Origin of the sequence: Bradyrhizobium sp. STM 3561 (assembly GCF_045571455.1) — a bacterium.
Classification (GTDB): domain Bacteria; phylum Pseudomonadota; class Alphaproteobacteria; order Rhizobiales; family Xanthobacteraceae; genus Bradyrhizobium; species Bradyrhizobium vignae.
This window is the reverse complement of the sequence record NZ_CP120695.1, coordinates 5,093,632-5,117,887: the sequence shown is the minus strand read 5'-3', so window position 1 is coordinate 5,117,887 and position 24,256 is coordinate 5,093,632. Positions and strand designations below refer to the sequence as shown.

The window sequence follows — 24,256 nt, the reverse complement described above, 5'->3', positions numbered from 1 at the left end:
CGAGAGTTGTCGAGAAGGCGACGCCCTATTGGTGGGAAGCCGCCCGGCATGCATGCGGCGCGCAAGCTCATGGGACATGACGCGGACCTATCGCATGCGTGATCGGATCGCGTTGTGGCGTGCCAGCCGCTGATGGCTGGCGGCATGGCGTCCAATTAGCGGCACCGCCGCCTCTCGAAAGAAGAGAATCGATGCACTACGTCTCCACACGCGGCCATTCGGGCCGCAAGCAGTTCTGCGAGATATTGCTTGAGGGGCTCGCGCAGGATGGCGGGCTCTACGTTCCCGAGAGCTACCCTCGCGTGGACGACGCTACGCTGAAGGCGTGGCGCAACTTGCCGTACGCAAGCCTGGCTTTCGAAATCCTGTCGCTCTATGTCAGCGACATCCCGCCTGCCGACCTGAAGGCGATCTGTGAAAAGACCTATACCTCGGAGGTCTTCGGTAGTCCTGATATCGCGCCGCTGCGAAGGCTGGAGCCAGGGCTTTACCTGCAAGGTCTGTCGAACGGTCCCACGCTGGCGTTCAAGGACATGGCCATGCAGTTGCTCGGCAATCTGCTCGAGTACGAGCTGGCGCGCCGGCACGAGGACTTGAATGTTCTTGGCGCGACCAGTGGCGACACCGGGAGCGCGGCGGAATATGCCATGCGCGGAAAGAATGGGGTGCGGGTCTTCATGTTGTCGCCCCGCGGGCGGATGAGCGCCTTTCAACAAGCTCAGATGTTCAGCCTTCAGGACGACAACATCTACAACATCGCGATAGACGGCGTGTTCGACGACTGCCAGGACATCGTCAAGCGCGTGTCAGGCGACCTGGAATTCAAGCGACGGTACAACGTCGGGGCTGTCAATTCGATCAACTGGGCGAGGTTGGTCGCGCAGGTCGTCTATTACTTTTCCGGTTACCTGCAAGCATCCGAAACGGCGCCCGAAGGCGTGAGCGTTGCCGTGCCTTCAGGAAACTTCGGCAACATCTGCGCCGGTCATGTTGCGCGCATGATGGGGCTTCCGATCTCTCGTCTCGTTCTTGCAACCAACGAAAACGACGTGCTTGATGAGTTTTTCCGCACGGGCATGTATCGCGTCCGAAGCCGGGCTGACACGCTTGAAACATCGAGCCCCTCGATGGACATTTCCAAGGCATCGAATCTCGAGCGCTTTGTATTCGATTTGCTCGGGCGCGATGCACGCCGGACGAAGGCGCTATTTGATGATCAGCTCAGCGAGCGAGGCCTCTTCGACCTGAGTGGAGATCCCGACTTCGCAAAGGCGGCCGCACGGTTCGGGCTTCGCAGCGGCAAGAGCACCCATGCTGACCGGTTGGCGGCGATCCGTGACATTTGGGAGCGCTACGACACCACAATCGACCCGCACACCGCCGATGGCGTGACGGTCGCGCGCATGCACATGTCGCCCGAGGTGCCGATGATCGTGCTCGAAACTGCTCAGCCAATCAAATTTGCTGCCACCATCAAGGAAGCGTTGGGACGCGAGCCGGATCGTCCGAGACGTTTCGAGGGCATCGAAGAGTTGCCGCGCCGGGTTAAAGTCCTTCCTGCGGATGCACGCGCGGTCAAGAACTATATCGCCGAGATCATGCAGGGTACGACCAGCAGAAAGCCCGCTTTCGGATCATGAACTGTTTCGCATGGCGGTATCTGCAGAGTTGTTGATGGGTCGCCGCGATCTGCGCAATCCGTGATCCACACTTACGAGTATTGCGGGCTACCGGATCAGTGTCCGGATCGCGCTGTGGCGATCAGCGGCCGGCAGCAGACTGGCCCCTCTGCCGGATCATGAACGGAATACTATGCCGAACTCCGCTCCAATCTGATTGCGTAATGCTGTCGAGCCGAAGGTACGCTGCGGAACGTGCGAGGATCATCTGAGGCTCCATGTATCGCAAGTGCAGCGATAGGCAATCCAACGAGAGACGTCGACCCAGCATGACAACCGCAGCTTATCCAATCGGAGATCTTGTCAATGAAGACGTGGTCCTGCTTCCTTTCGCCAAGGAACATCTGGAAGGCGCCTTAAAGCTCTCGCAGGAGATGTCCTGGCCTTATCGGCTCGAAGACTGGAATGTCGCGCTGCAGTTGGGCCAAGGCTTTGTTCTGGAGCGCGCTGGGACGGTGATCGGGACTGCAGCCTGGTGGCCGTACGGCGACACATATGCTTCCGCCGGAATGATCATCGTCGCGAAGGATGCTCAGGGCCGCGGCTATGGGGCCCGGCTCATGGATGCGTTGCTGACGTCCGCGCGCCCGCGGACCATCGCGCTGAATTCGACAGCCGAAGGCGCCATACTTTACCGGCGTCGCGGCTTTGTGCCGATCGGGGTCATCCACCAGCATCAGGGAATTCCCAGAGGGCGCCATGAGCCGCCGCCGCCGGGGCTCGTCAGGCCAATGGCTGCCTCGGATTTCGAGGCGACCATGCGACTCGATCGCGAGGCTACGGGCTTGGAGAGACGACAGATGCTCGAAAAGCTGCTCCACAGCGGTGATGGCTATGTCCTGCAGCGTGACGGCTTGGCCCGCGGCTACGCTATCTCCCGGCTTTTCGGCCGGGGGCATGTCATCGGTCCTGTCGTCGCCGAAACTGCGACCGATGCACAGGCGCTGATCGAGGCTGCGCTCGCGCGGCTCGGCAGTGTTTTTGTCCGCATCGACACCTCTGCCACATCGCAACTCGGGGATTGGTTCGAAGGCATCGGCCTGGAGCAGGTCGGCGATGCCACCACAATGATTTTGGGCACGCCGGCACCATCGAGCGGGCCCGCGCGTGTCTTTGCGATACCCAACCAGTCTTTCGGCTAGGAGATATCGACGTGCTGCGCGAGGAGATGAACAGGACGGATCACCAGAACGGCGAGGCGGCCGCAACGATCGGCACATTGGCAACGCCGGCCCTCCTGCTCGACAAGAATCGGCTCGATCGCAATCTCGCCCGTCTGTCCTCCCGCATGGCCGAGCAGGGCGTCGTGCTGCGTCCTCATATGAAGACGGCGAAATCTATTGACGTCGCCCAACGTGCCTATCCGTCGGGGGCGGGACCAATCACTGTCTCAACCCTGGCGGAGGCGGAGTACTTCGCGCAGCATGGCTTCCGGGACATCACCTATGCCGTGGGACTTGCACCTCACACCGCCGCGAGGGCGATGCGTCTGCGCAAAGCAGGCGTCGACCTTAAGGTGCTGCTCGATTCGCCGGAGCAGGCAAGAATGCTTGGCGCGGCCGGTCGTGCCGCTGGTGTGATACCGTCCGCTTTCATCGAGATCGACTGCGATGGTCACCGCGGCGGGCTGACTGCTGACGATCCAAAGCTCATTGCAGTCGGGGTCGCGCTGGGCGAGGCCGGCGTCAAGCTCGCCGGGATCCTGACCCATGCCGGCGAATCCTACAGCCTCTTCACGCCCGAGGCCCTCATCGCCGCCGCGGAGAATGAGAGGGCGGTCGCGGTCGCCGCGGCGAAGGCGTTGCGGGCGACGGGGCACGAATGCCCGGTCGTGAGCGTCGGCTCCACTCCGACGGCGCATTTCGCCGAAGACCTGACCGGCGTCACGGAAATGCGCGCCGGCGTCTACATGTTCTTCGATCTGGTCATGCACGGCGTCGGTGTCTGCACGACTGACGACATTGCCATATCGGTGCTCGCCACCGTGATCGGCAAGAAACCCGAGAAGGGCTGGATTTTGGTCGATGCGGGGTGGATGGCGCTGTCGCGCGACCGCGGCACCGCGGCGCAGCCGGTCGACCAGGGATACGGTCTGGTCTGCGACGTGGTCGGCAAGATCTATCCCGACCTGATCGTTTCGCAAGCAAGCCAGGAGCACGGGATCCTCGCCGTCAGGCCCGGCTCGGCGCACGCTTTGCCCAATCTTCCGATCGGCGCGAAGGTCAGGATTCTCCCCAATCACGCCTGTGCGACCGCGTCGCAACACGAGTCGTACAGCGTCGTCTCCGCCGACAGCGACGCGATCGAAGCACAATGGCCCCGGATGCGCGGCTGGTAGGCCGTCGAAAGGATCGGTTCCAATGACCTCGCCTCTTCGACACCTGACGGAAGCCGGTTTCCTTGGAAAATTCTACATCGACGGAGAATGGCGGAAGCCGATCGGATCAGTCACGGCAGCAGCAACCGTCGTCAATCCGGCGACGGAGCAGCCGATCGCCGAGGTCGCGCTCGGCGATGACGATGACGTGGACTGCGCCATCGCAGCCGCCAGACGAGCCTTCGGCGGCTGGTCCACGACAGCGCCTGCTGAGAGAGCGGCGCTGCTCGACCGGATTCATGCTTTGCTTCTGGAGCGGCTGGAGCTGTTCGCGCAGGCGCTTACGTGCGAGATGGGAGCTGCGATCACCTACGCACGTCGCGCTCAGGTGCCGTTGGCCGCCGAACATATCCGCGTCGCCCGCGACAATCTCGCGAATTATCGATTCGTCGCCGCGCGCGGCAGCACCGCGATCATGCGCGAGGCCATTGGCGTCTGCGGCCTCATCACGCCATGGAACTGGCCACTTTATCAGATCACTGCCAAGGTGGGCCCGGCGATAGCAGCTGGCTGCACGGTGGTGTTGAAGCCGAGTGAATTGTCGCCGCTGAGCGCCTTGCTGTTCGCGGAGCTGATGGACGATGCCGATTGTCCGCCCGGCGTCTTCAACCTCGTCAATGGGACAGGTCCAATCGTGGGCGCCGCTCTGGCGTCGCATCCGAAGGTGGACATGATCTCGATCACCGGCTCGACGCGGGCCGGCGTTCTCGTCGCGCAAGTGGCGGCGCCCACCGTCAAGCGCGTTGCCCAGGAGCTGGGTGGCAAGTCGCCGAATATCATCTTGCCGGACGCCGATCTCGGCCGTGCTGTTCCGCTCGGCGTCGGCGCCGCCTTCCGCAATCTCGGCCAATCCTGCAGCGCACCGACGCGCATGCTCGTGTCTCGCGCGCACATGGAAGAGGTCGAGACCTTGGCGGCAGCGGCTGCTTCAGAACTGGTGGTCGGCGATCCCCTTGCGGAAAGCACGACCCATGGCCCGATCGCCAACCGGCCGCAGTTCGAGCGTGTGCAGACCATGATCGGTGTCGGCCTGGATGAAGGCGCCAAGCTCGTCATCGGCGGCCCCGGGCGGCCCGGCGACCTTCAGGTTGGCTTCTATGTACGGCCGACCATCTTCTCGAACGTTCGTCGCGACATGAGGATCGCGCAGGAGGAGATCTTCGGTCCGGTGCTGTCGATCATTCCCTACGACTCCGTGGACGAAGCGATCGCGATCGCCAACGACACCGTCTACGGACTGGGCGCCCATGTGCAGGGCACCGACATGGAGATGGTGCGCGCAGTCGCCCGTCAGATCCAGTCTGGTCAAGTTCATCTCAACCATCCCGACTGGGACCCCAATGCTCCCTTTGGCGGCTACAAGCGTTCCGGAAACGGTCGCGAATACGGCATCGAGGGCATGGAGGAGTATCTTGAGACGAAGGCGGTTCTCGGATTCTACTGATAGCTCAATATCGGTTCCGAGAAGCTGCGGCATCGCGCTTTAAATGAAGCTCTTGCACTGCTCTTGCAGCCATTGAGCAAGATGGTGTGCTGTCCCTGACAGTTCGGGTTCTCCGGTCCAGATGAGCCCGTAATGGCTTTCGTCAGGATCGAAACCGACAGGGGCTCCGCCGAACTGGGACCCGATCGCACTTGAGCAGCTCGTATCACTCAAGCGCTCAAAAACCCGAACATCTTGCGAAGTCCTGGATGATTTCAGCACATTGTATCGCGCGGACGGTGCGATGAAGGGCTGATCGGAACTTTGCTTTCGCGTTCTTGGCAGCCGAGGTTCGTTGGAACATGTCGCCCCACGTCGAGCGCATTCACAGCGATGAGCGTCTCCCGGCCGAGGCCGACGTCGTCATCGTCGGCGGCGGCATCATCGGCTCTACGGCCGCCTATTACCTGGCGAAGCGCGGCCTCTCCGTGGCGCTCCTCGAGAAGGGCCACGTCGCCTGTGAACAATCGAGCCGAAACTGGGGTTGGTGCCGCCAGCAGAACCGCGACCGGCGCGAACTGCCGCTTTCGGTGCTCTCCATGCGGCTGTGGGACGAGCTCACGCGCGATATCAATCGGGACCTCGGATTTCGTCGCTGCGGTCTCGTCTATGCGACCCACGACGAGGCTGTGCTCGCCGGCTGGGAAAAGTGGCGCGAGGTCGCCAGGGAGTACGACGTCGACACCCGCGTGCTGAGCCGGGCAGAGGTGGCCGAGCGCGTCCCCGAAGCGCGCGATAAATGGGTCGGCGGGACCTATTCGGAGCGGGACGGCAAGGCCGAACCTGGGCTCGCCGCGCCGGCTATCGCCGATGCGGCCAGAGTCCTGGGCGCCACAATTCACCAGGAATGCGCCGCGCGGGCGCTCGACCTGGCCAATGGCAAGATCGCGGGCGTGCACACGGAAAAGGGCTATATCAGGACCAGCGCGGTGCTGTGCGCCGCGGGCGCCTGGTCCTCGCGCTTCCTTCGGCCGCTCGGGATCAGTTTCCCCCAAGCAAGCATCCGTCAGACCGCGCTGCGTTCTACCCCGACAATCAACATAGGCGAGGCGGTCTCCACACCCTACTGCACGATCACGCGCCGACTGGACGGCAGCTATACGCTTGCGATCAGCGGTAAGGCGAACCTCGAAATCACGCCTCAGGCGATCCGGTACAGCCGGGAATTCATGCCGCAGTTCTTGCGGCGCCTGAAGAACGTCAGGCTCGGCGTCGGCCGATCGTTCGTTTCGGGGCCGGATTCGATGCCGGCGCTGCTGACCAACGACGATCGGATCTTCGAACAGAATCGCGTGCTGGATCCTCCACCCTTGAAATGGCTGGTGAGCCAAGTGGTGGAGAGTGTCCGGAAAACATTCCCCCAGCTCGGCGAGATGAAGATCGATAGCGCCTGGGGCGGCTTCGTCGATTGCACGCCGGACGCCGTGCCCGTGGTATCGCAGGTGGACCGGGTGAAAGGCCTGGTTCTCGCGGCGGGCTGCTCGGGTCACGGCTTCGGTTTGGGTCCGGGGCTCGGCTATCTGGCCGCAGAGCTTGTCGTCAACGACACGCCTTGCGTCGATCCCACACCGTTCCGGCTGTCGCGTCTGGTCGATGGCTCCAAGCTGGACATCGCCGCCATCTGAAGATCGAGCCGGATCCGTCGCTCGATCACTGCAACTACAGAATCTCAGCATGCGCCCGGGCGAGGCCGGAAAGACCTCACCGCTTCTGTTCGCTGAACTCGTGCTTGCTGTCGTGGCCGCCGACGAAGGCGAGGATCCCGGCGATCAACGGCAGCACCGCGAGCACCAGGAGGCCGGTCGAGGTCTGGCCGGTGGCCTCCTTGACCCAGCCGATCAGATAGGGACCGCCGAAGCCGGCGAGATTGCCGATCGAGTTGATCAGGGCGATGGCGCCGGCGGCCGCCGTGCCGGACAGCCAGGCGGTCGGCAGGGTCCAGAACACGCCGAAGCAGCAGAACACGCCGACCGCGGCCACCGTCAGCACCACCATCGTGAGGGTGGGATCGGTGAGATAGGAGGAGACGCCGAGCGCGACGGCGGTGAGCAGCAGCGGGGCGCCGACATGCATGACGCGCTCGCGGCTCGCATCCGAATGCCGCGCCCACAGGATCATGGCGATGGTGCCGAACAGATAGGGGATCGCGGTGACGAAGCCGGTCTGCGCGTTGGTGAGGCCGAACGCCTTGACGATCTGCGGCAGCCAGAACTGCATGCCATAGAGCGCACCGACAAAGCCGAAATAGATCAGGCTGAGCGCGATCACCTTCGGCGAGGACAAGGCTTCGCCCAGCGAGGGATGCTTCACGGCCTGCTTGATGGCGATCTCGGCATCGAGCTTCGCCTTGAGCCAGGCCTTCTGCTCGGAAGAGAGCCAGTCCGCCTTCTCCGGCTTGTCGGTGAGATAGAACCAGGTGACGATGCCGAGCAGCACCGAGGGGATGCCCTCGATGATGAACAGCCACTGCCAGCCCTTCAGCCCCATCATGCCGTCGAGCCCGAGCAAGAGGCCCGAGATCGGCGCGCCGATCACGGTCGAGACCGGCACCGCGATGGCGAAGGCCGCGAGGAAGCGGGCGCGATATTCGGCCGGATACCAATAAGTGAGATAGAGGATGATGCCGGGGAAGAAGCCGGCCTCGGCGACGCCGAGCAGGAAGCGCAGCACGTAGAAGCTGGTGACGCCGCTCACCACCGCCATCAGCGCCGAGATGATGCCCCAGGTCACCATGATGCGGGCGATCCAGCGGCTCGCGCCGAATCTTTCCAGCGCGAGGTTGCTCGGCACCTCGAAGATGAAATAGCCGATGAAGAAGATGCCGGCGCCCCAGGAGAAGATCAGCGGCGTGAATTTCAGCTCGGCGTTCATGGTCAGCGCGGCGAAGCCGAGATTGACGCGGTCGAGATAGGAGAAGAAGTAGGCCAGCACCAGGAACGGAATCAGGCGCCAGGAGATGGCGCGGATGGTCGAGTTTTCGATTGCCATTTTCGCCCCGCTCGCGGGACTGGCGATGATCGTGGTCTGGCTCATGGTTCTCCCCCCCTTTATTTTAGATATGAATTGCGTGTCCCAGCGATTTCAGCGATGCCTCGTGAAAGGCTTCGCTTTGGGTCGGATGCGCGTGGATGGTCATCGCGATGTCCTCGAGGCGTGCCCCCATCTCCAGCGCAAGGCTGAATGCCGCTGAAAGTTCGGCGATGCCGGCTCCGACCCCCTGAATTCCCAGCAGAACATGGTTGTCAGCCCGCGCCACGGTCCGGATGAAGCCGTCCTCGCGCTCCAGTGTCAGTGCGCGACCATTGGCCTTGAACGGAAAGAGATCCGTCTTGACACCGAAGCCTTTGCCGCTCGCCTCGCTGGCTGACAGGCCGACCGTGACGATCTCGGGATCGGTGAAGCAGATCGCCGGGATCGAAACCCGGTCCCAGCCGCGGCGGTGACCGGCAACGATCTCCGCGACCATTTCGCCCTGCGCCATCGCGCGATGGGCCAGCATCGGCTCTCCCGTGACGTCGCCGATCGCGAAGATGCCGTGCATCGAGCTGCGGCAGCGGTCGTCGATCCGGATGAAAGGTCCGGCCATGTCGAGATCGAGACTCTCGAGGCCGAAGCCGGAAGTCGCCGGTCTTCGGCCGACCGTAACGAGGATCTTGTCGGCATCCAGCGTCCTCTGCTCGCCGCCGGTGGTCTCGATCGTGAGCTTGGTACCGTCAGCGACCAGCGCTTTCGCCTTCGCACCTGTCAGGACCGTCACTCCGAGCGCGCTCAGGCGCCTTTCGACAGGCGCGCTCAGTTCCCCATCATATTGCGGCAGAATGCGTGGCTCGGCCTCGACGACCGTGACGGCCGCGCCCAGTTTCGCAAAGGCCGTACCGAGCTCGAGGCCAATGTAGCCGCCGCCGACCACGACGAGCTTGCCCGGGATCTCGGTGAGCGCCAGCGCCTCGGTCGACGAGATCACGCGGCCTCCGAATGGCATGTGCGGAAGCGCGACGGGCTCGGATCCGGTCGCGATTACCACCGTTTCGGCATGGATCGTCTGCGCGCCGGATTGCGTTTCGACCTTGACGGACTTGCCATCACGAAAACGAGCATGCCCGGCGATGAGCCTGACGCTCGCTTTCTTCAGGAGGCCGGCCACGCCGCCATTGAGGCGCCGGACGATGCCGTCCTTCCAGGCGATGGTCTTGGCGAAGTCGAGCGACGGCTTTGCCGTGGAAATTCCGAGCGCACTCTTGTCGTCGGCGGCAGCTGCGATCGTTTCATACTCGCCGGCGGCATGGATCAGAGCCTTGGAGGGAATGCAGCCGACGTTGAGACAGGTGCCGCCCGGCTTTGCGGCTTCGACGATGATCGTATCGATGCCGAGCTGGCCGGCGCGGATCGCGCAGGTATAGTCATCCGTGAAGAGCGGCTAAGCGATTGAGCTGGAATCGCATTTGTGGTTGCGGGGTGTTTTAGGATTGCAGGGTTTTGATGCTTCGGGCATCGGAACCTTGCAATTTCATTTTCAGGATTCCGTCGATCGCCAGACATGATTCGGTGGCCGCATCGGAGGTGGCGATGCGACCGAAGAAGCACAGGACGACGGGATCGGGCGATCTGTTCCGGGCCAGGCTGGACCAGATCATCAACATGAAGCACGAGCTGGTTCAGCTCGCTGGCAAGGTCGATTGGGACTGGATCGACGGCGAGATCGCGCCGCTCTACAGCGAGAACGGCCGGCCCGGCATCGCGACCCGCTTCGTGATCGGGCTGCTGCTGCTCAAGCACATTTACGGCCTGTCCGATGAGGGGTCTGCGAGCGCTGGGTCCACGACCCATATTTCCAGTACTTCACCGGCGAAGAGTTCTTCCAGCACGCCTTCCCGCACGAGCGCTCGGACCTGAGCCACTGGCGCAAGCGGCTCGGCGACAAGCTGGAACTGCTGCTGGCCGAGAGCCTGCGGGTGGCGCACGAGGCCGGCGCGTTACGCGGCCAAGACCTCAAGCGGGTCACAGTCGATACCACGGTGCAGCCAAAGGCCATCACCTTCCCGACCGATGCCAAGCTGCTGCACGCGGCGATCAAGGGGCTCAACCGTCTGGCGAGGAAGCACGGGATCAGGCTGCGGCAGTCCTATCTTCGCATTGCCAAGACCGCGGCCATGATGGCTTCCCGCTACGCCCATGCCAAGCAATTCAAACGGCATCAGCGGCAGTTGCGCATCCTGCGCAGCCGGTTGGGCCGGATCATCCGCGATATCCGCCGCAAGATCGAAGCTCAGGCCGTGCTCGAGAACGCCTTCGCCCTGCCGCTCAGCCGGGCCGCGCAGATCCGCTCGCAGCAGCAGCGCCAGCGCGGCTGGAAGCTGTATTCCTTCCATGCTCCGGAGGTCGAGTGCATCGGCAAGGGCAAAGCAGCCGCGCCTTACGAGTTCGGTGTCAAAGCCTCCATCGTCACCAACAACCGCCGTGCTCCCGGCGGCCTGTTCGTGCTGCACGCCAGGGCGCTACCCGATAACCCGTACGACGGTCACACCCTGCGGGACGTCATCGACCGCACCGAGACACTCACCGGCTGTCCGATCGAGCGGGCCTATGTCGACAAGGGATACCGCGGCCATGACGCGCAGAACCCGCGCCGTGTCTTCATCTCCGGCCAGAAGCGCGGCGTCTTCGGTATCATCAAGCGCGAGCTGCGGCGCCGCTCCGCCATCGAACCCGTCATCGGACACCTGAAGGCCGATGGTCACCTCGGCCGCTGCTACCTCAAAGGCCGCGCCGGCGATGCCGCCAACGTCATCCTCTCTGCCGTCGGTCACAACTTCCGCCGCATCCTCGCCTGGCTGAGGGTTCTTTGGTGCCTCTTCCTGGCTACCCTCATCGCAGCCATCAGCGACCGCTCACCGCTGCAATCGGCTTCTTAACGGACGACTATAGCCGCCGGGGCCCGCGCCGACGACTAGAAGCTTGCAGGTGATTTCGGTCATCGTTCCATCAATCGATGAAGATCATGGCCGGCGTTTCCAGCAGCAGCTTGATCCGTTGCACGAACTGGGCGGCATCAAAACCGTCGATCACGCGATGGTCGAAGCTGGATGACATGTTCATGATCTGGCGCGGCACGAAGGCCGTGCCGTTCCAATACGGTCGGATGGCGATCCGGTTGACTCCGATGATCGCGACCTCCGGATGATTGATGAGGGGCGTCGTCACAAGCCCGCCCAGCGCGCCGAGCGAGGTGATCGTGATGGTCGAGCCGGTAAGTTCGTCGCGGGTGGCGTTGCCGTTGCGAGCCGCTTCGGCGAGACGCGCAACCTCGGTGGCGCAATCCCAGATGCCGCGCGCTTCCGTATGCCGGACGACCGGGACCATCAGGCCGGCCGGCGTCTGCGTGGCGATCCCGATATGAACGCCGGCGTGCTGGTGCACGATCCCGGCCTCATCGTCGAAATGAGCATTGAGATGCGGCTGCTCGGCGATCGCGCGCACCATGGCGCGCATCAGGAACGGCAACAATGTCAGCTTCGGCTTGCCCGGCCGCTTCTGGCCGTTGACCTTCGTGCGCAAATCCTCGAGCGAAGTGACGTCGACCTCTTCGACATAGGTGATGTGCGGAATGCGCGATCTCGCAATCGACATCTTTTCGGCGATCTTGCGACGCAAGCCGACGATCTTGATGTCGGCGACCGCGGTTTGCGCCGCATACGGCGATGCCGCCGTCCCGGCGCGGCCGCGCGCGAGCTGGGCGTCGAGGTCATCGTGGGTGATCCGGCCGGCCGGTCCCGAGCCGGTTATCTGCCGCAGGTCGATGCCTGCTTCACGTGCACGAAGCCGGACGGCGGGAGCGGCCAACGGCCGGTCGCCTGTAAGGGATGGACGCGTTGCGGAGGAGTGCGATTTCACCGCCTCGGACGGCACGCTCGTGGACGGGCGTGGAGCGCTCGCGGCATGACCCGGCGTTTTGGCCGAAGCGCTCGCCGCAGGCGATGCGAGCTTCGCCGACGCCGGCTCGCTCTTGTCGTCCACCTCCAGCCGAACGAAATCGGAGCCGATGGCGAGCAGGTCGCCCACCTTGCCGGCGAGCCAGATGACACGTCCGTCGGTGGGTGAAGGGATTTCCACCGTCGCCTTGTCGGTCATGACGGCGCCGAGCACGGCGTCCTCACGCACGACGTCGCCAACTTTCACATGCCATTCCACGAGCTCGGCTTCGGCGATGCCTTCGCCGACGTCGGGCAGCCTGACCACGCGCTCGGCCATCTCAGGCCTCCAGCGTTTCGATCAGCGCGCGGCCGATCCGAGCCGGTCCCGGGAAGTAGTCCCATTCCTGCGCGTGCGGGTAGGGCGTATCCCAGCCGGCAACGCGAACAATCGGTGCCTCCAGGTGATAGAAACACCGCGTTTGGACCAGCGCGCAGAGCTCTGCACCAAAGCCGGATGTAAGCGTTGCCTCATGCACGATCACGCAGCGTCCGGTCTTCTTGACCGACGTTTCGATGGTGTCGAGATCGAGCGGCAGGAGGGTGCGCAGATCGATGATCTCGGCGTCGATATCGGCTTCCGCGGCGGCCGTCTGCGCGACATGAACCATCGTACCGTAAGCAAGGATGGTGACGGCCTGGCCCTGCCTGCGGATCGCGGCGCTGCCGAGGGGAATGGCAAAGTGCCCGTCCTCGACCTCACCGAGATCGTGCTTCGACCAGGGCGTCACCGGCCGGTCGTGATGGCCGTCGAACGGACCGTTATAGAGCCGCTTCGGTTCGAGAAAGATCACGGGATCGGGGTCCTCGATCGCCGATATCAGGAGACCCTTGGCGTCGCGCGGGTTCGACGGCACCACCGTCTTGATACCGCAGACATGGGTGAACAGCGCTTCGGGGCTCTGGCTGTGCGTCTGCCCGCCAAAAATGCCGCCGCCCGTCGGCATGCGCACCACGAGCGGGCAGGTGAACTGGCCGTTGGAGCGATAGCGCAGCCGCGCGGCCTCGGAGACGATCTGATCGTAAGCCGGGTACATATAATCGGCGAACTGGATCTCGACACAGGGTTTCAGGCCGTAGGCCGCCATGCCAACGGCGATGCCGACGATTCCGAGCTCGCTGATCGGGGTATCGAAGCAGCGGCTCGTTCCGTATTTCGCTTGCAGGCCCTGGGTCGCGCGAAACACGCCGCCGAAATAGCCGACGTCTTCGCCGAACACGACGACATCGTCATCGCGCGACATCATCACGTCCATGGCGTCGCGGATCGCTTCGATCATGGTCCGCCGTGGCATGGTTCAGACTCCGGCTTCCTGGCGCTGGCGGCGCAGATGTGGCGGCATCTCGGCGAACACTCCCTCGAACATGTCGCGCGCCGTAGGCCGCTGCTCGGAATGGAGCGTACCGTAACTCTCGGCTTCCTTCTGCGCCGAGATCACGGTGTCGAGGATCTCGGCTTCGGTCTGCTTGTGTCGTTCCTCCGACCAGGCGCCGCGCACGATCAGATGGTTCTTCAGCCTGATCACCGGGTCTCCCAGCGGCCATGCGTCGGATTCCGTCTTGGGCCGATAGCCCGCGGGATCGTCGGAGGTTGAGTGGGCGCCGACGCGATAGGTCACGTGCTCGATCAGGGTCGGGCCGAGATTGCGGCGGGCGCGCTCGCAGGCCCATTTCGCCACCGCGTGGACCGCGAGGTAATCGTTGCCGTCCACGCGCAGCGACGGAATGCCGAAGCCGAGACCGCGCGCAGCGAACGTCCCGGAGCCACCGCGCGCGATGCCCTGGAACGTCGAAATGGCCCATTGATTGTTGACAATGTTGAGCACGACCGGCGCGCGATAGGTCGAGGCAAACACGAGGGCGGCATGGAAGTCGGATTCGGCGGTTGCGCCATCGCCGATCCAGGCGACGGCAATCTTCGTGTCGTTCTTGATTGCAGACGCCATCGCCCAGCCGACCGCCTGGATGTACTGGGTGGCGAGATTGCCGGAGATCGAGAAGAAGCCGTGTTCCCGGGAGGAATACATCACGGGCAGCTGGCGCCCCTTCAGGGGATCGTGCGTGTTGGAGTAGATCTGGCAGGCCATCTCGACCAGCGAATAGCCGCCGGCGATGAGAAGTCCTGCCTGACGATAGGTCGGAAAATTCATGTCGCCCGGAAGCAGCGCCTTGCGGAAGGCGCAGCTCACGGCCTCTTCGCCCATATGCTGCATATAGAACGACGTCTTGCCCTGACGCTGCGCCATCTGCATGCGTGCATCGAAGGCACGCAACGTCATCATGTGGCGCAAGCCCTCCAGCAATTCGCTCTCCGAGAGCGCGCCGGCCCAGGGGCCGACGGCTTCGCCGTCGCGGTTGAGCACACGGATCACGGAAAAGGCGAGGTCGCGTATCGCCTCGGCGTCCACGTCGACGTTGGGGCGATCGACCTGGCCGGCGCGCGGAATGCGGATGTTCGAGAAATCGGGTTTTCCGCCCGGGCGCACCGCCGGTTCCGGTACGTGCAGTTTCAGGGGCACAGGCTCCGGCGACCGAACTGGTTCGCGCCGCGGCCAAGGCACCGCGCAAGGATGCGCTTCGGCTCGACGAGATCGATCGCAAGATCCTGCGCGCCTTGCAGCAGGACGCACGCCTGACGACGGCGCAACTCGCCGACAAGATCGGGCTCTCGACCACGCCATGCTGGAACAGGCTGAAGCGCCTGGAGACGCAGGGCTATATCGATGGCTATGTCGCGCTGCTCAATCAGGACAAGCTCGGCTTGCCTGAGACCGTCATCATCGAGCTGACGCTCGATCGCCACGACGAAGAGATGCTCGAACGTTTTGGTCAACTGCTCACGGGCTTGCCGGAGGTGATCGAGGCCTATCTCACCACGGGCGACTACGATTACGTCGTGAAGGTCGCGGTCGAGAGCACCGCCGGCTATGAACGCTTCCTGCGGGAAAAGCTCTATCGCATCCCGGGTATCCGCCACAGCCGGTCATCGTTTGCGCTGCGCTGCCTGAAGAAGCTGACCTCGGTGCAGGTTTAGTCAATGCGTGTGCGGCTTCCCAATGGTTGGAAGAGTGCGGCTTGTCAGAAAGCACTCTTCTTGCCGATGATACCGACATAGCTCGATCGCACCAGAGCGCCCCGAACCGCTAGATCAGAAAAACCAAACAGGGCGTCAGAAAAAGCGCCTTGCATGAAGCCGGGGCACGCCGCTCAGCTTGCGCCAGCAAAAAGAAAGCCTCTACAGGCGAGGAAACGATGATTGCGAGCAGTCCCTCCAGCACGAGAGCACGACACCGTCGTGCCTTTGGATCCGGCTGCCGTCGTGATTTCCCCCTATCTGCCGGGCGTACCGGCTCTCTCGGATCGCATCCTGGTCGCCAACCGCGGAAAGATCGTCGAGGAGATCAAGGCGACAGAGGCACCCGAGCAGCAGATCATGTATGCGGCCGTTCACGAGGGGCTTGCTTGAACCGATGAATGGGAGTGCTGCGATGAGAGTCGGAATTATTGGTGTCGGGCTGATGGGCCACGGTATCGCAAAGAACGTCGTTGCGCGCGGCGGCTTCCCTCTGGCTTTTCTCGATCATCCCGGAAATCAGCCCGTGGACGATCTCATCGGCCTCGGCGCTAAGGCCTGCAAGACTCCCGGCGAGATCGCGAACGCATCGGATGTGATCATCCTCTGCGTAACGGGCTCACCTCAGGTCGAAGCGATCCTCACGGGCGAGACCGGCGTTCTGTCTCGCCTCCGCAGGGGGACCATCATTGTCGACTGTTCGACGGCGCTGCCGGACTCGACCTTGCGGATGGCTGCCGCGGTTGAAGCGGCGGGAGGACGCTTTCTCGATGCGCCCATGACACGCACCGCCAGGCACGCGGAAGAAGGTACGCTGAACCTGTTGGTTGGCGGCGACGAAGCGGACCTTCGGAGCGTCCGTGCAGTCCTCGCCTCTTTCACCGAAAATGTCGAACATGTCGGCCCGGTGAGCTTTGGCCATCGGCTCAAGCTGCTCCACAACTACGTGTCGATCGGTTTCATGGCGCTGCTCGGCGAGGCTGCGGCGCAGGCGGCTGAGGCAGGCGTCGATCCGGCGATCTTCGTGGACGTTCTCGCCAAGGGCGGCGGGGCGGGCGTTGCGCTCCAGCGCATGGCGCCGGCGATCGTGACGGGCGACGTCGGCGCCGTTCCATTCTTCATCGGCAATGCGCTAAAGGACATCTCCTACTACCAGACGATGGCGAGCCACTCCGGAGCGTCCAAAGCGATCGCTGACGGTGTTGGCGCCGCCATTGCGGCCGTGGTCGAGAGCGGCCATGGCCAAGCCTATATTTCGGACCTGGCGCGGCTATTCCGCAAGACGAAGTCGGCAGCCTAGGCGGAATTACTGTTGAGACAAGGAAAGCAAGTCAATGACAAGAACCGATATCCGATTTCCCGTGGATGGCCGAACGCGCAAGATGTTCATCGATGGCGCATGGGTGGAGGCTCGCTCGGGGAAAGTGTTCGAAACGCGCAATCCTGCGACTGGTGAGGTGATTGGTCGTGTTCCGCGGGGAGACGCCGGCGACATCGACGCCGCCGTCAGCGCCGCCCGCCGCGCTTTCGTCGGACCGTGGAGCCGGTTCAAGCCGTTCGAGCGGCAGGCTCTGCTCCTGCGTATCGCCGATCTGTTCGAGAAGCATTGGGAGGAGATCAGCCAGTCCGACACCGCCGACATGGGCATGCCGATCGTCAGGACGCGGGCGAACAAGCTCCGCGTGCTCGGCATGCTCCGATACTACGCCGGCATGGCGACCGCGATTCACGGTCAGACCATCGACAATTCGCTTCCGGGCGACATCGTCTCGTTCACGCGGAAGGAGCCGGTCGGGGTCGTCGGTGCCATCATTCCGTGGAACGCGCCCACGGCGGCGTCGGTCTGGAAGATCGGGCCGGCCCTTGCGACCGGTTGCACGATCGTGCTCAAGCCCTCCGAAGAAGCACCGCTGACGCCGCTCCTGATCGCGGATTTGATGAACGAGGCAGGTGTACCTCCGGGCGTCGTCAACGTCGTGACCGGGACCGGGCCGGAGGCGGGTGCGCCTCTTGCCGAACATCTCGGTGCCGACAAGATCGTCTTCACGGGATCAACAGCGACCGGGCAGGCCATCATCCGCGCCTCTGCCGGCAATCTGAAGCGGGTGTCCCTCGAGCTCGGCGGAAAGTCGCCCGTCATCGTCTGCGCCGATGCGGATCTCGACAAGGCAGTCCCGATTGCCGCGATGGCGGCGTTTGCCAATTCGGGCCAGATCTGCATCGCCGGCTCCCGCTTGTTCGTCGAGCGATCGATCCACGACGAATTGGTCGAACGGCTCGGGAAGTTTGCCTCGGGTCTGAAGATCGGAGATGGCGCGGATCCTACGACGGAGATCGGACCTCTCGTTTCAGAGCGGCAGCTCGACAAGGTCGAAGGCTTCCTGAACAGCGGACGCGACGAGGGCGCGAAGGTCGTGACCGGAGGCCGGAGACTGAGGGAGGGGAGTTTCGCGAAGGGCAATTTCGTCGAGCCGACCGTGTTCGCGGGCGTCTCCGACGAGATGCAGATCGCCCGGGATGAAATCTTTGGTCCGGTCATTTCCGCGCTGCCGTTCGACACGCTCGATGAAGCCGTGGAACGAGCCAACGCGACGCCGTACGGGCTTGCGGCGGGTGTCTTCACGCGTGACGTGAGCAAGGCCCACATCGTCTCGCGCAGTCTGCGCGCCGGTTCGGTCTGGGTGAACACCTATCACGCCATTGATCCTGCATTGCCCTTCGGCGGCTACAAGATGAGCGGATACGGCCGTGAAGGCGGCACCGAACAGCTCGACGAATATCTGAACACGAAGGGGGTCTGGATCAAGCTGGACTGACCCGGACTCTGTCGCGTTCGCGGTCAGTCGCGACGAGACATACCCATCTAGCCCATCGAGCGTTTCACCCGAGCGACGGCGTGCCGGCGTGCGATCCCGTTTGCGCGCTGCCGTGAGGGAAATGGCGTGACCATCACAAGTTCAACTCACCGAGCGAGTATCATGAAGGACAATTATAGAATTGCGGTCGTGCACGGCGACGGTATCGGACCCGAAGTGGCCGGTGCGGCGCTTGCGTTGCTGCAAGCCGGAGTTCAGGCCGGCACGCTCCAATTCGAGGAGTATCCGGCAGGCGCCACTCATTTTCTCGAGACGGGGGATTCGTTTCCGGCCAGCTCCTTTGAGGGCTGCCGCGCAGCCGACGCGATCCTCCACGGTGCGGCCGGTATTCCCGGTGTCGTCCATCCCGATGGGACGGAAGCGGGTCTCGATTTCACCTTGCAGCTTCGCTTTAAGCTGGACCTGTTCGCCAACGTGCGGCCCATCAAGCTGTACAAGGGGGTGCCGTCCCCGCTCGGGCGCCCGGGCGCGATCGATTACGTCATCGTCCGGGAGAACAGCGAAGGCCTCTATGCCGCGCGCGGCGCGGGCGCGCTGCTGAGGGAGGAAGTCGCCGTCGACACGCTGGTCCAGACCCGCAAGGGTATCGAGCGCATCGTCCGCTTCGCGTTCGAGCTTGCCAGGACCAGGAACGGTTCGCCGAAGGACGGACGGCGTCGCGTGACGTGCTGCGACAAGGCCAATGTGCTGCGGACGTATGCGTTCTTCCGCGCGGTCTTCGATGAGGTGGCCAAGGACTATCCCGATATCGAAGCCGAGCACGTCCTCGTCGATGCGATGACGGTTCATCTCGTCAACAAGCCGTCCCATTTCGACGTCATCGTCACCGAGAACATGTTCGGCGACATCATTTCCGATCTCGGCGCGGCGACGGTCGGCGGCATGGGCATGGCTCCGTCCGAAGAAGTGGGCGACGGAGTCGGCTTCTTCCAGGCTTCGCACGGCTCGGCTCCCGACATCGCGGGGAAGGGACTTGCGAATCGCTATGGAACGATCCTGGCGTCGATCCTGATGCTGCGGCGTCTGGATCAGCGCTATCGGGATAACCGGCTGCGCCTTGGTGCCGACAGGATCGAGGCTGCGGTACGCACCGGGCTGGAGGACGCTTCGCTGAGGACGCGCGACATCGGCGGTCATGCGACCACCGATCAGGTCGTCGATGCGCTCATGAAGCTGCTCTAAAGCGCCATGAGATGAGGCTTGATCGCTGCAATCAGTGCCCGTTGAAGCTGCTGCCGCGCCCTCGGTCCTCATGCTGAATGTCATTTCGCTTTAGAGCATGAGCCCGGACTCGAAAGGTGCGAAGCGGCTTTTCCTCGCGACAAACACGGAGCGTTTGCGCAGAGATCATGCTCAAATAAAAAGCGAGGGCATCAGCGAAGCTGGGCTAGGCTCGAACGGATCAATGCAATCAGTTGCTCGGTGTTCGGGCGTCGCACCTGTCCCCGCCCCGTGATCAAGCCGATTCGGCGAAGCTTGATTTGATCGGAGATCGGGACCACACGAAACCGCTGCACGCCGGCCTGCACCAGCGCGACCCGCGGCACGATCGCGATACCGAGGCCGGACGCTGCGAGGGCGAGCGCCGTCGTGGCCGCTTGGACTTCGAACTGCACATCGAGGCGGACGGCAAGCGTCTCCAGCGTCTCGTCGATCAACCCTCGGACTGCAGTCGTCTTCGACAGCAGGATGGCCGGCTTTTCGACGAGATCGGCGAAGCTGACGCTCGATTGCCCCTCGTCGAACACCGGCGGTACGCATGCAAAAAGCGGATCCTCGAGGATCGGCTCGAATTCGTAATCCGCCATGTGGGGGACCTCCGGGCCAATGCCGAACTCGACATCCTGACGTTTCAGCAGCTCGAGCATCGGCGTCGTGGAGAGCTCCATGAGCTGCACCTGGCTCCGCGGATGGCGGACCTTGAATGTGGCCAGGATGTTGGGAAGCCATCCGGACGCAAGCGTCGGAACGCAGGCCATTCGAATGTGGCGGCTGCGGGATTGCGCTGATTCCGTCAATAGGTCGAGCCCGGACTGCACTTCCTGAAGCGCGCGCTTCGCCTGCTCGAACAGGATCCGCCCCTCAGGCGTGAGCAGCACCTTCTGCGGCGTTCTGCGAAAAAGCAGAACGCCGATCTGCTCCTCCAGGTCGCGGATCTGCATGCTTATCGCCGACGGTGATCGGTTCGATTCCTCCGCCGCTTTCCGGAAGCTTTCGTGCTCGGCTGCGAGCAGGAAGGTATGGAGAAGCTTGAGATTGATGTTCGACAAGTCTTTTGCCTGGGTTCAACGATTATGCGCGCCTGATGCGGAGCAGATGAGGTCCATCTTTTGCTGGAACGTCATTCAGTCCACAATATCCTGCACCGATGGGGACGTATATCGCGCGCGAGAGCCGGCCGTCGCGCGATCAGACCGGAAGCGCAGTTGCAATGCAGCAAAGCTCCGCGGATCGTTATTCCGCAATCATCCGGAGCGGGAGGCGGACGGCAGTACTTGGCGCAAAGAGGCCGCTCTTCCGAACCAATGCGAAGCTCGATGAAGCTCGATAATGCCGTGACCGGTCTAGCTCGGTTGCACGATGTTGGCACCGAACAGACGCCACGTTCGGAGCTCTTGCGCATTCCGTTGCTTCGGCTCTCTACTAGGCTGCCAGCCCTTCAATTGCCGCTCGCCTCATCCGCGGGATTGGATGAGATAGCCTTGGTTCGTTGGCGTGGAGAAGTCTCTGGTCCAGTTGTGCTGACACCTCAAGATTGATCCAAATCGGCTCAGCCGTGCTCATTGGCAGTCAGCTGTGCGCAACCGCCCTGGGCGGCAGAATATCGCCGATGTCCTTCTGCCGGATCTTTGGCGCATATGCCTGATACAACTGGTCGAGATAGGCTGCTACGTCGACGTCCAGCATTGACGGTTTTGAACCAATATCCCAAGTCGTCAAACGCACAATTACCGTCCGCCAGATGTTGGTCCATTCCGGATGATGGTCTCTTTGGTCAATAAAGCGCGCAGCGGTATTCATAAAATGGATCGCGTCGCGGAAGCTCTTGAATTCGAACTTTCGCACCAGCTCGGTCTTGTCTCCCTTTTCATCGGCGCGTGTCACGATTTGCCAAGTGGGCAGTCTTTCCGCCAGAACTTTGAGATTCTGTTCGTCTAGAGGACTTATCGTTAAAAGGGGGAACGGATACGCGACGTCTACAGAGGCAGGCTTTCTGCCGAGCAGAATGCCGACCTCGTTCACAAACTCGGCCATATCACGTTGCACCGCTTCGAGATCCATTGTCCGCGCCTGAATGTCGAGTAGCGGAGCAATCGAGGGCGGTAGAGCCTGCTTTGCTGGGAGGGTTGCCCCCTCTATCAAGACTGGAAGAATCTTCTTCTTGCTGCTCAGGCTGACCTCGATCTCCCGACGAACCCAATCGTCCTGGAGGTCGATCCGGCGGCGCCCGAACTCGTCCGCAATGGACAGCCAGGCTTTTCCGATGACGATCAAGACGAGAGAAGAATCAATCAGGCGTTGCTCGATCTGTTCAGCCCAGACATCGGCGGTCCGGATGTTCTGTGTATCGATAAAAACCGAATCTTGACCATAGGCAGCACTCAATTGAGCCGCGAGCCATTGTGAGAATATTGCGCTATCGAGTCTACGATAGCTGATGAAGATGTCGCACTTTGGAACCACGCTCGGCCCCCGTCAGTTGCTCCGCGGTAACTATACCACCTGCATGCGCGCATTTCCATCTGGTTCATGTCCACATGGAGCTATTGGTGGCTGAGCGAGCTGACGCAGGCTGTTTCGCTCTCCGTCAACCCCTCCTCGCAAAAATATTCCACTTTACCGAAATTCGGATTTGTCGTATGTGTTCGCGCATCCCGGCTCATTCTCGAGGGGCGATCATGAGGTCGTCATTGTCGCGAGCCGGGCTTGCGGTGGACGCAGCAGCGTCGGGCGCGAACAGCCAGGGGCAGGGCGGATTGCTCTCCGTGAGCCCCAAGGCATCGTGCGGACGAACGGCGCTGTCAGGTTGGTCTCGCCTGTAAGTTCGCAGCTCCGTCGACAGGGCTGGGGAAAACTGCGGCGAAATGGCGAGCCGTGCGTACGGCAAAACCGTGTGGTCCTGGCCGTCGTTGCTACGGTCAAGCGCTTGCGAATGCGGCAGTCGCGTCAACCGGCGCGGCTGCCGGTGAATTCCGCGAGCGTGAGGGAGGCCAGAAGGAATTCGGCTCCCGGGAGAGCGCGGCATAAGCCGTCCGACCATCGCGCAGGGAAGGCCGAGTGATTGGCACCACCTGTATGCTGCTGTGCGGTCTCCTTTGCGCGATCCTTTCGCGCAGCAGACCGCGGGTGCGAGGTCAGCACCCGGCCTTCCCCATAGGCGTTAAGGTAGCGCGAGCATCGATTGATACGGACGTTTTCGAGGAGGCTCGCGCAGGTGCCGCCCAAGCGCTCGCTTTCTGCGGCGAAAGCAACGGATGGTTGGTTGTGGAATGATCGCTTGTAGCAAGGATGCAACGAGTTGTTGCAAAACACGCCAAGCGCCAGGTGCCGTCAGGCGGCCTGCGTCCAGCGGGGAGAGTCCTCGAAGTCGCGGGCAAGCGGCTCGAGCAGCAGGATGATCAAGAGGTGTGCCAGCAAGTAGGGCTTGGCGGAGCGCGGATCGGTTCCAGGTGGCGTCTTGAGACCAATCAGACTCTTCAGTCGCTTGAAGCCAAGTTCGATGCGCCATCGCAGTCGATAGAGCGCGAGTACATCCTTGGTGGAGAACTCGTCCCGCGCGAGCGACGTGACCAGAATGACCCAATCCGCGGCTTCCAGAGTTTCTTTGGAGATGACGCGGTTTTCGTCTTGTGCGTCGCGCCGGGCTTTACGGCGCGAAGCCGCGACTGCACCGGCGGGCTTCTTGACTGCGACCAGACGCATAGCCAGAGGCGCACCGTCCTTGCGTTTGATCCAAATCCTCCGATCGATCAGTCCGTGCGCCTTCGCCGCACGCAATTGGGCCATCAGATCGAACGGAAGGCCTTTGGCATCAAGCCAACGTGCGTTCTTCCAGCCCGCTCGGATCAAAACGTCTGCCCCGGCGTCGCGCACAGCGGCGATGCGGTCAGGTTGTAGATAAGCGCGGTCAGCAATGCGGATCTCGTTCTTGACCACCGGTATCCGGTCAAACGTTTCGCCTTCTTGCTGATCTGTCAGCTCGAAGTGACCAAAGCGCTCATATGGCAGATCGAATGCACTATGAACGCGCCAAAGCTCACTGTTCCTGCGCGCAGCCGGTCCTGCCTGAGGCACTGTCGTCGCATCGATAATGCGGATCAGGCGGCCTCGGCTCGCTTTCGGGGCTGCCGCAGCGAGCAAGCCCTCCACCAGCACTGCAAACCAATCGCCACATTGACGCAGGCGATAGAACAACGCCACGCTGCTGAGGTCGGCAAGGCCAACAGAAGCGGCCCACGCGGCTGTCGATCTCAACCCTCTTTCACCCAGACAATAGGCCAGCATCAGCCGAAGTAACGACACCGCATCTGGAATTTGGCGCCGCCGCACGAAAGCCTTCGTCTGGCGCGCACTTATTTCAAGCTGCGCAGCCCCGCCGAGCTGCGTAACCACTCTCGCCCAGTCCTCGTTCAGAAGCGATTCGTCTGCCATCCCGCCTTGGAATCACGTGTGATTCCAACACTCAAGAACAAACTTAACGCCTATGCGGCCTTCCCTGCGCCCTTGTGTCCCCGAAATCTGCCAGAATGTGGCAACGGGCGGTTGGATCAGAACCGCCCGTTGCCGGAACTGAGCCCGT

The 24,256-nt window shown here is 62.6% G+C and carries 17 protein-coding genes and 2 pseudogenes; 11 read left to right on the top strand and 8 right to left on the bottom strand.

The features are described 5' to 3' along the window. Positions 1-191: 191 nt before the first annotated feature. The 5 genes from thrC (at position 192) to P6U28_RS24205 (ending at position 7,164) form a co-directional block, all read left to right on the top strand. Complete coding sequence (gene thrC / locus P6U28_RS24225) at positions 192-1,640, top strand: threonine synthase (protein ID WP_407120088.1); 1,449 nt, start codon at positions 192-194, stop codon at positions 1,638-1,640. A 308-nt stretch (positions 1,641-1,948) separates the two neighbouring features. Further along, positions 1,949-2,821 (top strand): GNAT family N-acetyltransferase, encoded by an 873-nt coding sequence (locus P6U28_RS24220; protein WP_407120087.1) that lies wholly within the window; start codon positions 1,949-1,951, stop codon positions 2,819-2,821. A 26-nt stretch (positions 2,822-2,847) separates the two neighbouring features. Beyond that, a complete protein-coding gene (locus P6U28_RS24215) occupies positions 2,848-4,017 on the top strand; it encodes an alanine racemase (protein WP_407123110.1) in 1,170 nt (389 codons plus the stop codon). A gap of 22 nt (positions 4,018-4,039) precedes the next feature. Continuing rightward, the gene (locus P6U28_RS24210; protein WP_407120086.1) at positions 4,040-5,500 is read left to right on the top strand and encodes an aldehyde dehydrogenase family protein; all 1,461 of its coding nucleotides are present in this window, start codon (positions 4,040-4,042) and stop codon (positions 5,498-5,500) included. A gap of 341 nt (positions 5,501-5,841) precedes the next feature. Next, positions 5,842-7,164, top strand: a complete 1,323-nt coding sequence (locus P6U28_RS24205; RefSeq protein WP_407120085.1) for an NAD(P)/FAD-dependent oxidoreductase — start codon at positions 5,842-5,844, stop codon at positions 7,162-7,164. A gap of 76 nt (positions 7,165-7,240) precedes the next feature. Here P6U28_RS24205 and P6U28_RS24200 read toward each other — a convergent pair whose 3' ends face one another. Together P6U28_RS24200 and lpdA are read right to left on the bottom strand one after the other, a co-directional pair. Then, positions 7,241-8,572, bottom strand: a complete 1,332-nt coding sequence (locus P6U28_RS24200; protein ID WP_407120084.1) for an MFS transporter — start codon at positions 8,570-8,572, stop codon at positions 7,241-7,243. A gap of 19 nt (positions 8,573-8,591) precedes the next feature. Then, positions 8,592-9,938 (bottom strand): annotated as a pseudogene (gene lpdA, locus P6U28_RS24195) (dihydrolipoyl dehydrogenase); the annotation flags it as partial. Between the two features lie 167 nt (positions 9,939-10,105). Between lpdA and P6U28_RS24190 the strand changes: the two are divergent. After that, positions 10,106-11,451: pseudogene (locus tag P6U28_RS24190) on the top strand (IS5 family transposase). 70 nt (positions 11,452-11,521) lie between these two features. On the opposite strand, the gene P6U28_RS24185 reads toward P6U28_RS24190, so the two are convergent. From P6U28_RS24185 to P6U28_RS24175, 3 genes are read right to left on the bottom strand one after another with little or no spacing between them, the layout of a single operon-like run. After that, complete coding sequence (locus P6U28_RS24185) at positions 11,522-12,787, bottom strand: dihydrolipoamide acetyltransferase family protein (protein ID WP_407120083.1); 1,266 nt, start codon at positions 12,785-12,787, stop codon at positions 11,522-11,524. Position 12,788: 1 nt separating this feature from the next. Next, positions 12,789-13,802, bottom strand: coding sequence for an alpha-ketoacid dehydrogenase subunit beta (locus P6U28_RS24180; protein WP_122401762.1), 1,014 nt, complete (start codon positions 13,800-13,802; stop codon positions 12,789-12,791). 3 nt (positions 13,803-13,805) lie between these two features. Further along, positions 13,806-15,026, bottom strand: a complete 1,221-nt coding sequence (locus P6U28_RS24175) for a 3-methyl-2-oxobutanoate dehydrogenase (2-methylpropanoyl-transferring) subunit alpha (RefSeq protein ID WP_407120082.1) — start codon at positions 15,024-15,026, stop codon at positions 13,806-13,808. An 86-nt stretch (positions 15,027-15,112) separates the two neighbouring features. Here P6U28_RS24175 and P6U28_RS24170 point away from each other — a divergent pair, with 86 nt between their 5' ends. The 5 genes from P6U28_RS24170 (at position 15,113) to P6U28_RS24150 (ending at position 19,638) form a co-directional block, all read left to right on the top strand. After that, positions 15,113-15,541 (top strand): Lrp/AsnC family transcriptional regulator, encoded by a 429-nt coding sequence (locus tag P6U28_RS24170; protein WP_407123109.1) that lies wholly within the window; start codon positions 15,113-15,115, stop codon positions 15,539-15,541. 261 nt (positions 15,542-15,802) lie between these two features. Beyond that, the gene (locus P6U28_RS24165; protein ID WP_407120081.1) at positions 15,803-15,973 is read left to right on the top strand and encodes a hypothetical protein; all 171 of its coding nucleotides are present in this window, start codon (positions 15,803-15,805) and stop codon (positions 15,971-15,973) included. Positions 15,974-15,995: 22 nt separating this feature from the next. Further along, entirely contained in the window at positions 15,996-16,880 is an 885-nt protein-coding gene (locus P6U28_RS24160) for an NAD(P)-dependent oxidoreductase (RefSeq protein WP_407120080.1), read from the top strand. Positions 16,881-16,914: 34 nt separating this feature from the next. After that, positions 16,915-18,396: an aldehyde dehydrogenase family protein gene (locus P6U28_RS24155; RefSeq protein ID WP_407120079.1), complete on the top strand. Its 1,482-nt coding sequence runs from the start codon at positions 16,915-16,917 to the stop codon at positions 18,394-18,396. A 162-nt stretch (positions 18,397-18,558) separates the two neighbouring features. Then, positions 18,559-19,638 (top strand): isocitrate/isopropylmalate dehydrogenase family protein, encoded by a 1,080-nt coding sequence (locus tag P6U28_RS24150; protein WP_407120078.1) that lies wholly within the window; start codon positions 18,559-18,561, stop codon positions 19,636-19,638. Between the two features lie 191 nt (positions 19,639-19,829). Here P6U28_RS24150 and P6U28_RS24145 read toward each other — a convergent pair whose 3' ends face one another. The 3 genes from P6U28_RS24145 to P6U28_RS24135 all read right to left on the bottom strand — a co-directional run bounded on the left by P6U28_RS24145 (position 19,830) and on the right by P6U28_RS24135 (position 24,108). After that, on the bottom strand, positions 19,830-20,726 hold the full coding sequence (locus P6U28_RS24145; protein WP_407120077.1) for a LysR family transcriptional regulator: 897 nt from the start codon (positions 20,724-20,726) through the stop codon (positions 19,830-19,832). A gap of 520 nt (positions 20,727-21,246) precedes the next feature. Continuing rightward, positions 21,247-22,140, bottom strand: a complete 894-nt coding sequence (locus P6U28_RS24140; protein WP_407120076.1) for a 4a-hydroxytetrahydrobiopterin dehydratase — start codon at positions 22,138-22,140, stop codon at positions 21,247-21,249. An 867-nt stretch (positions 22,141-23,007) separates the two neighbouring features. Then, complete coding sequence (locus P6U28_RS24135; protein ID WP_407120075.1) at positions 23,008-24,108, bottom strand: IS4 family transposase; 1,101 nt, start codon at positions 24,106-24,108, stop codon at positions 23,008-23,010. Between the last annotated feature and the right edge of the window lie 148 nt (positions 24,109-24,256).